This is a genomic window from Pseudomonas sp. PICF6 (assembly GCF_009831705.1).
GTDB lineage: Bacteria > Pseudomonadota > Gammaproteobacteria > Pseudomonadales > Pseudomonadaceae > Aquipseudomonas > Aquipseudomonas rhizophila.
In genome coordinates this window covers 2,039-12,293 of the sequence record NZ_WUUD01000031.1, presented here as the reverse complement: position 1 = coordinate 12,293, position 10,255 = coordinate 2,039, and the positions used below count along the sequence as shown (strand labels likewise).

Below are 10,255 nucleotides of genomic sequence, written 5' to 3'. Positions count from 1 at the left end.
CTCAACGCCGTAGCTGAAATGTCGGTTCTGCAGGTTGTTGAGCTGATCAAAGCTTTCGAAGAGAAATTCGGCGTTTCCGCTGCCGCTGCTTCCGCTGGTCCAGCTGCTGCTGCCGCCGTTGTTGAAGAGCAAACCGAATTCAACGTCATGCTGACCGAAGCTGGCGAGAAGAAAGTAAACGTGATCAAGGCAGTACGTGAACTGACCGGTCTGGGCCTGAAAGAAGCCAAGGCTGTAGTTGACGGCGCTCCTGCCATGGTTCTGGAAGCTGTTGCCAAAGACGCAGCTGACAAAGCCAAGGCCGCTCTGGAAGAAGCAGGCGCTAAAGTCGAGCTGAAGTAAGCATCGACTTTGCGTCTCCAGCCCGAGCGTTAAGCGACAGGCTGATGGCTGGTGGCTTTTGCCACCGGCCTTTTTCCGTTATTGGCAGCCGACTGGGTCGGTGCTTATAGCGCGCTGTATCCACCCGATGTGGTGGCGCAAACCATGGGGTTTGCACGATTTTCTGGCTGCTCCCGTCGGGAGGGGCCAAACAAGCAGGTGACCAAGCTGGGGAACGCTGATGGCTTACTCATATACTGAGAAAAAACGTATCCGCAAGGACTTTAGCAAGTTGCCGGACGTCATGGATGTGCCGTACCTCCTGGCCATCCAGCTGGATTCGTATCGTGAATTCTTGCAAGCGGGAGCGACTAAAGATCAGTTCCGCGACGTGGGCCTGCATGCGGCCTTCAAATCCGTTTTCCCGATCATCAGCTACTCCGGCAATGCTGCGCTGGAGTACGTCGGTTATCGCCTGGGCGAACCGGCATTTGATGTCAAAGAATGCGTATTGCGCGGTGTGACTTACGCCGTACCTTTGCGGGTAAAAGTGCGCCTGATCATTTTCGACAAAGAATCGTCGAACAAAGCGATCAAGGACATCAAAGAGCAAGAAGTCTACATGGGTGAAATCCCCCTGATGACTGAGAACGGTACCTTCGTAATCAACGGTACCGAGCGTGTAATCGTTTCCCAGCTGCACCGTTCTCCGGGCGTGTTCTTCGACCACGACCGTGGCAAGACGCACAGCTCCGGCAAACTGCTTTATTCCGCGCGCATCATTCCTTACCGCGGTTCGTGGCTGGACTTTGAGTTCGACCCGAAAGACTGCGTATTCGTGCGTATCGACCGTCGCCGCAAGCTGCCTGCATCGGTACTGCTGCGCGCGCTCGGCTATACCACTGAGGAAGTGCTGGACGCGTTCTACACCACCAACGTTTTCCATGTGCAGGGTGAGAATCTCAGCCTGGAACTGGTGCCTCAGCGCCTGCGCGGTGAAATCGCTGTCCTCGATATTCAGGACGACAAAGGCAAGGTTATTGTCGAGCAGGGTCGTCGTATCACCGCTCGCCACATCAACCAGCTGGAAAAAGCCGGGATCAAAGAGCTGCAGGTGCCGATCGACTACGTTCTGGGTCGCACCACGGCCAAGGTCATCGTGCATCCAGCTACCGGCGAAATCCTGGCAGAGTGCAACACCGAGCTGAACACCGAGATCCTGGCAAAAATCGCCAAGGCCCAGGTTGTTCGCATTGAAACTCTGTACACCAACGATATCGACTGCGGTCCGTTCATCTCCGACACGCTGAAGATCGATTCCACCGGCAACCAGCTGGAAGCCCTGGTCGAGATCTATCGCATGATGCGTCCAGGCGAGCCGCCAACCAAAGACGCAGCCGAGACCCTGTTCAACAACCTGTTCTTCAGTCCTGAGCGCTATGACCTGTCTGCGGTCGGCCGGATGAAGTTCAACCGTCGTATCGGTCGTACCGAAATCGAAGGTTCGGGCGTGCTGAACAAGGACGACATCGTTGCGGTGCTCAAGACCCTGGTCGACATCCGTAACGGCAAAGGCATCGTCGATGACATCGACCACCTGGGTAACCGTCGTGTCCGCTGCGTAGGCGAGATGGCCGAGAACCAGTTCCGTGTTGGCCTGGTGCGTGTAGAGCGCGCGGTCAAGGAACGTCTGTCGATGGCTGAAAGCGAAGGCCTGATGCCGCAGGATCTGATCAACGCCAAGCCAGTGGCTGCTGCGGTGAAGGAGTTCTTCGGTTCGAGCCAGCTCTCTCAGTTCATGGACCAGAACAACCCGCTGTCGGAGATTACCCACAAGCGTCGTGTATCTGCACTCGGCCCGGGCGGTCTGACCCGTGAGCGCGCAGGCTTCGAAGTTCGTGACGTACACCCGACTCACTACGGTCGTGTATGCCCGATTGAAACGCCGGAAGGTCCGAACATCGGTCTGATCAACTCGCTGGCAGCCTATGCTCGCACCAACCAGTATGGCTTCCTCGAGAGCCCGTACCGTGTGGTGAAAGAAGGTCTGGTGACCGACGAGATCGTGTTCCTGTCCGCTATCGAAGAAGCCGATCACGTGATCGCTCAGGCTTCGGCGACCATGAACGAAAAAGGTCAGCTGATCGACGAGCTGGTAGCTGTTCGTCACCTGAACGAGTTCACCGTCAAGGCGCCAGAAGACGTCACCTTGATGGACGTTTCGCCCAAGCAGGTTGTTTCGGTGGCGGCATCGTTGATTCCGTTCCTCGAGCACGACGACGCCAACCGTGCGTTGATGGGCTCGAACATGCAGCGTCAAGCTGTACCGACCCTGCGTGCCGACAAGCCGCTGGTAGGTACCGGCATGGAACGTAACGTTGCCCGTGACTCCGGCGTTTGCGTCGTGGCTCGTCGTGGTGGCGTGATCGATTCCGTCGACGCCAGCCGTATCGTGGTTCGTGTTGCCGATGACGAAGTTGAAACTGGCGAAGCCGGTGTCGACATCTACAACCTGACCAAATACACCCGCTCCAACCAGAACACCTGCATTAACCAGCGTCCGCTGGTGAGCAAGGGTGATCGGGTTCAGCGTAGCGACATCATGGCTGACGGCCCGTCCACCGATATGGGTGAACTGGCACTGGGCCAGAACATGCGCATCGCGTTCATGGCATGGAACGGCTTCAACTTCGAAGACTCCATCTGCCTGTCCGAGCGTGTTGTTCAGGAAGATCGCTTTACCACGATTCACATTCAGGAACTGACCTGTGTGGCTCGTGACACCAAGCTTGGCCCAGAGGAAATCACTGCGGACATCCCTAACGTGGGTGAAGCCGCACTGAACAAGCTGGACGAGGCCGGTATCGTTTACGTAGGTGCTGAAGTAGGCGCAGGCGACATCCTGGTTGGTAAGGTCACTCCGAAAGGCGAGACTCAACTGACTCCGGAAGAAAAACTGCTGCGTGCCATCTTCGGTGAAAAAGCCAGCGACGTTAAAGACACCTCCCTGCGTGTGCCTACCGGCACCAAGGGTACCGTCATCGACGTACAAGTCTTCACCCGCGACGGTGTAGAGCGTGACGCTCGTGCACTGTCTATCGAGAAGACTCAACTCGACGAGATCCGCAAGGACCTGAACGAAGAGTTCCGTATCGTTGAAGGCGCAACTTTCGAGCGTCTGCGCTCCGCTCTGGTCGGCCACAAAGCCGAAGGCGGCGCCGGTCTGAAGAAAGGTCAGGAAATCACCGACGAAGTTCTCGACGGTCTTGAGCATGGTCAGTGGTTCAAACTGCGCATGGCTGAAGATGCTCTGAACGAGCAGCTCGAGAAGGCCCAGGCCTATATCGTTGATCGCCGCCGTCTGCTGGACGACAAGTTCGAAGACAAGAAGCGCAAACTGCAGCAAGGCGATGACCTGGCTCCAGGCGTGCTGAAAATCGTCAAGGTTTACCTGGCAATCCGTCGTCGCATCCAGCCGGGCGACAAGATGGCCGGTCGTCACGGTAACAAGGGTGTGGTCTCCGTGATCATGCCGGTTGAAGACATGCCGCACGATGCCAATGGCACCCCGGTCGACGTCGTCCTCAACCCGTTGGGCGTACCTTCGCGTATGAACGTTGGTCAGATCCTTGAAACCCACCTGGGCCTCGCGGCCAAGGGCTTGGGCGAGAAGATCAACCGTATGATCGAAGAGCAGCGCAAGGTTGCTGACCTGCGTAAGTTCCTGCACGAGATCTACAACGAGATCGGCGGACGCAACGAAGAGCTGGATACCTTCTCCGACCAGGAAATCCTGGATCTGGCGAAGAACCTGCGCGGCGGCGTTCCAATGGCAACTCCGGTGTTCGACGGTGCCAAGGAAAGCGAAATCAAGGCCATGCTGAAACTGGCAGACCTGCCGGAAAGCGGCCAGATGCAGCTGTTCGACGGCCGTACCGGCAACAAGTTCGAGCGCCCGGTTACCGTTGGCTACATGTACATGCTGAAGCTGAACCACTTGGTAGACGACAAGATGCACGCTCGTTCTACCGGTTCTTACAGCCTGGTTACCCAGCAGCCGCTGGGTGGTAAGGCGCAGTTCGGTGGTCAGCGTTTCGGGGAGATGGAGGTCTGGGCACTGGAAGCGTACGGTGCCGCATACACTCTGCAAGAAATGCTCACAGTGAAGTCGGACGATGTGAACGGCCGGACCAAGATGTACAAAAACATCGTGGACGGCGATCACCGTATGGAGCCGGGCATGCCCGAGTCTTTCAACGTGTTGATCAAGGAAATTCGTTCCCTCGGCATCGATATCGATCTGGAAACCGAATAACACGTGACGCGAATCGAGAGCGGGGCTGTTTTGCCCGCTCTCTGCTCCGCCAGGAGGAAAGGCCTTGAAAGACCTACTGAATTTGCTGAAAAACCAGGGTCAAGTCGAAGAGTTCGACGCCATCCGTATCGGATTGGCCTCGCCTGAGATGATCCGTTCGTGGTCGTTCGGTGAAGTTAAAAAGCCGGAAACCATCAACTACCGTACGTTCAAACCCGAGCGTGACGGCCTGTTCTGCGCCAAGATCTTTGGCCCGGTAAAGGATTACGAGTGCCTGTGCGGTAAGTACAAGCGCTTGAAGCACCGTGGTGTGATCTGCGAGAAGTGCGGCGTTGAAGTCGCGCTGGCAAAAGTTCGTCGTGAGCGCATGGCGCACATCGAACTGGCCTCGCCGGTTGCCCACATCTGGTTCCTGAAATCGCTGCCGTCCCGTATCGGCTTGCTGATGGACATGACCCTGCGTGATATCGAGCGCGTTCTCTACTTCGAGAGCTATGTCGTTATCGACCCGGGCATGACCACCCTTGAAAAAGGTCAGCTGCTCAACGACGAGCAGTACTTCGAAGCGCTGGAAGAGTTCGGCGACGATTTCGATGCCCGCATGGGTGCCGAAGCTGTCCGTGAGCTGCTGCACGCGATCGACCTGGAGCACGAGATTGGCCGTCTGCGTGAAGAAATTCCGCAAACCAACTCCGAAACCAAGATCAAGAAGCTGTCCAAGCGTCTGAAGTTGATGGAAGCCTTCCAGGGTTCCGGCAACCTGCCAGAGTGGATGGTGCTGACCGTTCTGCCGGTTCTGCCGCCAGACCTGCGTCCACTGGTTCCGCTCGATGGCGGTCGTTTCGCGACTTCCGACCTCAACGATCTGTATCGTCGAGTGATCAACCGTAACAACCGCTTGAAGCGCCTGCTTGATCTGTCCGCTCCGGACATCATCGTGCGCAACGAAAAGCGTATGTTGCAGGAAGCTGTCGACGCATTGCTCGACAACGGTCGTCGTGGCCGCGCTATCACCGGTTCCAACAAGCGTCCTCTGAAATCCCTGGCTGACATGATCAAGGGTAAGCAGGGTCGTTTCCGTCAGAACTTGCTCGGTAAGCGTGTTGACTACTCCGGTCGTTCGGTAATTACCGTAGGCCCGACCCTGCGTCTGCACCAGTGCGGTCTGCCTAAGAAAATGGCTCTGGAGCTGTTCAAGCCGTTCATTTTCGGCAAGCTGGAAATGCGTGGTCTCGCGACCACCATCAAAGCCGCCAAGAAGATGGTCGAGCGCGAGCTGCCAGAGGTTTGGGACGTTCTCGCCGAAGTGATTCGCGAACACCCAGTGCTGCTCAACCGTGCACCGACCCTTCACCGTCTGGGTATCCAGGCGTTTGAACCGGTACTGATCGAAGGTAAGGCCATCCAGCTGCACCCTCTGGTCTGTGCTGCGTACAACGCCGACTTCGACGGCGACCAAATGGCCGTGCACGTACCGCTGACGCTGGAAGCCCAGCTCGAAGCGCGTGCGCTGATGATGTCGACCAACAACATCCTGTCGCCAGCCAACGGTGAGCCAATCATCGTTCCGTCGCAGGACGTTGTATTGGGTCTGTACTACATGACTCGTGAAGCGATCAACGCCAAGGGCGAAGGTCGTGTGTTCGCGGATCTGCAGGAAGTTGACCGTGTGTTCCGTGCCGGCGAAGCCGCACTGCACGCCAAGGTCAAAGTGCGGATCAACGAAACCGTGAACGATCGTGATGGCGGCAGCGTGACCAACACCCGTATCGTCGACACCACCGTCGGCCGTGCGCTGTTGTTCCAGGTTGTGCCAAAAGGTCTGTCCTTCGACGTCGTCAACCTGCCGATGAAGAAAAAGGCGATCTCCAAGCTGATCAACCAGTGCTACCGCGTGGTTGGTCTGAAAGAGACCGTGATCTTCGCTGACCAGTTGATGTACACCGGTTTTGCCTATTCGACCATTTCCGGCGTTTCCATCGGTGTTAACGACTTCGTTATCCCGGACGAAAAAGCCCGCATCATCGGTGCTGCTACCGAGGAAGTGAAAGAGATCGAAAGTCAGTACGCCTCCGGCCTGGTAACCCAGGGCGAGAAGTACAACAAGGTGATCGACCTCTGGTCCAAGGCGAACGACGAAGTATCCAAGGCGATGATGGCCAACCTCTCGAAAGAGAAGGTCATCGACCGTCATGGCAACGAAGTCGACCAAGAGTCCTTCAACTCGATGTACATGATGGCCGACTCGGGCGCACGGGGTTCTGCTGCGCAGATCCGTCAGCTCGCCGGTATGCGTGGCCTGATGGCCAAGCCGGACGGTTCTATCATCGAGACCCCGATTACCGCGAACTTCCGTGAAGGTTTGAGCGTACTCCAGTACTTCATCTCCACTCACGGTGCTCGTAAGGGTCTTGCGGATACCGCGTTGAAAACGGCGAACTCCGGTTACCTGACTCGTCGTTTGGTAGACGTTGCGCAGGATCTGGTCGTGACCGAGATCGATTGCGGCACCGAACACGGCCTGGTAATGACTCCGCACATTGAAGGCGGTGACGTTGTAGAGCCGCTGGGTGAGCGCGTATTGGGTCGTGTCATCGCCCGTGACGTATTCAAGCCGGGTACCGAGGACGTAATCGTTCCTGCCGGCACCCTGGTTGACGAGAAGTGGGTCGAGTTCATCGAACTCAACAGCATCGACGAAGTGATCGTACGTTCGCCGATCAGCTGCGAAACCCGCTACGGCATCTGCGCCAAGTGCTACGGTCGCGACCTGGCTCGTGGTCACCAGGTGAACATCGGTGAAGCGGTCGGCGTTATCGCTGCCCAGTCCATCGGTGAGCCGGGTACCCAGCTGACGATGCGTACGTTCCACATCGGTGGTGCGGCCAGCCGAACCTCCGCAGCTGACAGCGTTCAGGTGAAGAATGGCGGTACTGTCCGTCTGCACAACCTCAAGCACGTAGAGCGCGTGGACGGTCACCTGGTGGCTGTATCCCGTTCCGGTGAGCTGGCGATCGCTGACGACTTCGGTCGCGAGCGCGAGCGCTACAAGCTGCCGTACGGTGCTGTGATTTCGGTCAAGGAAGGTGACAAGGTCGACGCTGGCGCTATCGTGGCCAAGTGGGATCCGCACACCCACCCGATCGTGACCGAAATGAAAGGTACCGTGACCTACGTGGGCATGGAAGAAGGCATCACGATCAAGCGTCAGACTGACGAATTGACCGGTATGACCAACATTGAAGTACTTGACGCGAAAGATCGTCCAGCTGCTGGCAAGGACATCCGTCCGGCCGTGAAGATGGTCGACGACAACGGCAAGGATCTGTTGCTGCCAGGCACTGACGTAATCGCTCAGTATTTCCTGCCAGCCAACGCCCTGGTCGGTGTTGCGGACGGTGCGCGGATCGCGATCGGTGATGTTATCGCTCGTATCCCGCAGGAAACTTCGAAAACCCGCGACATCACCGGTGGTCTGCCGCGTGTTGCCGACTTGTTCGAAGCCCGTCGTCCGAAAGAAGCCTCGATTCTGGCTGAAGTCAGCGGCACCATCGCGTTCGGTAAAGAGACCAAGGGCAAGCGCCGTCTGGTCATCACGCCGAACGACGGTAGCGATCCGTACGAAGAGCTGATTCCGAAGTGGCGTCACCTGAACGTCTTCGAAGGCGAACAGGTAAACCGCGGCGAAGTTATCTCCGACGGCCCGAGCGATCCACACGACATCCTGCGTCTGCTGGGTGTGAGTGCGCTGGCCAAGTACATCGTGAACGAGATCCAGGACGTTTACCGTCTGCAAGGCGTGAAGATCAACGACAAGCACATCGAGACCATCCTGCGTCAGATGCTGCGTAAAGTTGAGATCGCTGAATCCGGCGATTCGAGTTTCATCAAGGGCGACCAGATGGAGCTGACTCACGTACTGGTGGAAAACGAGCGCCTGGCGACGGAAGACAAGTTCGTCTCCAAGTTCACTCGCGTGCTGCTGGGTATCACCAAGGCGTCGTTGTCCACCGAATCGTTCATCTCGGCGGCTTCCTTCCAGGAAACCACCCGTGTACTGACCGAAGCGGCGGTAACCGGCAAGCGCGATTACCTGCGCGGCCTGAAAGAAAACGTGGTCGTGGGTCGTCTGATCCCGGCTGGTACCGGTTTGGCCTATCACAGCGAGCGCAAGCGTCGTCGTGATGCAGACAAGCCGTTGCGCGTAAGCGCCAGTGAAGTGGAAGCTGCACTGACCGAAGCACTGAACTCGAGCGGTAACTGAGTTCTGCGGTAATTAAGTGCCTGGCCCTGGTCATCCCGTTTGCTGGATCGAGACAAAATGTCGAGATCCGGCGGGCGGGGAGGTCGGGGCCTTGCCTTGACTGGGAACAAGATCCTCTTTAGACTCTTGATCCCCTAAATTTGGCGGGAATTCGTTCCTGCCATTTTGCTTTTCTTGTAAGACAATAGCGTCGCAAGACAACAGTGGAGCTAGTAGATGGCAACTATCAACCAGCTGGTACGTCAGCCGCGTAAGCGTATCGTCGAGAAATCCGACGTGCCTGCGCTGCAGAACTGCCCGCAACGTCGTGGCGTATGCACCCGTGTGTATACCACCACGCCGAAAAAACCTAACTCGGCACTGCGTAAAGTATGCCGTGTGCGTCTGACCAACGGTTTCGAGGTTTCCTCGTACATCGGTGGTGAAGGCCACAACCTGCAAGAGCACAGCGTGGTACTGATCCGCGGCGGTCGTGTAAAAGACTTGCCAGGTGTTCGTTACCACACCGTTCGCGGTTCTTTGGATACTTCCGGCGTTAAAGGTCGTAACCAGGGTCGTTCGAAGTACGGTACCAAGCGTCCGAAGTAATCGGCCGTTTTGCAGTTTTTCATTTTATTGAGTCGATAAGAGTAAGGTCGGGCACGCATTAGCTGTCCCGGGCTAACCTGAAGACCGTTTGAGGGCTTATCAATGCCAAGACGTCGCGTAGCAGCCAAACGTGAGATTCTGGACGATCCGAAATACGGAAGCCAGATTCTCGCCAAGTTCATGAACCACGTAATGGAAAGCGGCAAGAAAGCCGTTGCCGAGCGTATTGTTTATGGCGCACTGGACAAAGTTAAGGAACGCAAGAACAGCGATCCCCTGGAAATCTTCGAGAAAGCTCTCGACGCCATCGCTCCGCTGGTCGAAGTGAAGTCGCGCCGTGTAGGCGGTGCTACTTACCAGGTTCCGGTCGAAGTTCGTCCGTCCCGTCGTAACGCCCTGGCAATGCGCTGGTTGGTAGACTTCGCCCGCAAGCGCGGTGAGAAGTCCATGGCTCTGCGTTTGGCTGGCGAACTGTTGGACGCTGCTGAAGGTAAAGGTGCTGCAGTTAAGAAGCGTGAAGACGTGCACCGTATGGCTGAAGCCAACAAGGCTTTCTCGCACTACCGCTTCTAATTCTAGCGTCACTCAATTTGCGAGGGCTTTATGGCTCGTACTACACCGATTAATCGCTACCGTAACATCGGTATCGTTGCCCACGTGGATGCTGGTAAAACCACCACCACTGAGCGCGTCCTTTTTTACACTGGCAAAAGTCACAAGATGGGCGAGGTGCATGATGGCGCCGCGACCACCGACTGGATGGTGCA

6 protein-coding genes are annotated in these 10,255 nt (G+C 56.8%); all 6 read left to right on the top strand.

Annotated features, from left to right (window positions below; translation table 11 throughout):
* The coding region (gene rplL, locus GSM73_RS20595; RefSeq protein WP_160893682.1) for a 50S ribosomal protein L7/L12 at positions 1 to 342 on the top strand (342 nt) is incomplete at its 5' end.
* Between the two features lie 220 nt (positions 343 to 562).
* Positions 563 to 4,636 carry a DNA-directed RNA polymerase subunit beta gene (gene rpoB / locus GSM73_RS20590; RefSeq protein WP_047230483.1) on the top strand — a complete coding sequence of 1,358 codons (4,074 nt, stop codon included), beginning with the start codon at positions 563 to 565 and terminating at the stop codon, positions 4,634 to 4,636.
* A gap of 64 nt (positions 4,637 to 4,700) precedes the next feature.
* Complete coding sequence (rpoC, locus tag GSM73_RS20585) at positions 4,701 to 8,900, top strand: DNA-directed RNA polymerase subunit beta' (RefSeq protein WP_047230482.1); 4,200 nt, start codon at positions 4,701 to 4,703, stop codon at positions 8,898 to 8,900.
* 216 nt (positions 8,901 to 9,116) lie between these two features.
* Positions 9,117 to 9,488, top strand: coding sequence for a 30S ribosomal protein S12 (rpsL, locus tag GSM73_RS20580; protein ID WP_003186084.1), 372 nt, complete (start codon positions 9,117 to 9,119; stop codon positions 9,486 to 9,488).
* 102 nt (positions 9,489 to 9,590) lie between these two features.
* Positions 9,591 to 10,061, top strand: coding sequence for a 30S ribosomal protein S7 (gene rpsG / locus GSM73_RS20575; RefSeq protein WP_003186074.1), 471 nt, complete (start codon positions 9,591 to 9,593; stop codon positions 10,059 to 10,061).
* Between the two features lie 30 nt (positions 10,062 to 10,091).
* Positions 10,092 to 10,255 (top strand): GTP-binding protein (locus GSM73_RS27655; RefSeq protein WP_256677016.1); only part of this gene is annotated, 164 nt, incomplete at its 3' end.

Coding starts and splice junctions, on each gene's coding strand:
- rpoB (WP_047230483.1), top strand. CDS start 563: ATGGCTTACTCATATACTGAGAAAAAACGTATCCGCAAGGACTTTAGC.
- rpsL (WP_003186084.1), top strand. CDS start 9,117: ATGGCAACTATCAACCAGCTGGTACGTCAGCCGCGTAAGCGTATCGTC.
- rpsG (WP_003186074.1), top strand. CDS start 9,591: ATGCCAAGACGTCGCGTAGCAGCCAAACGTGAGATTCTGGACGATCCG.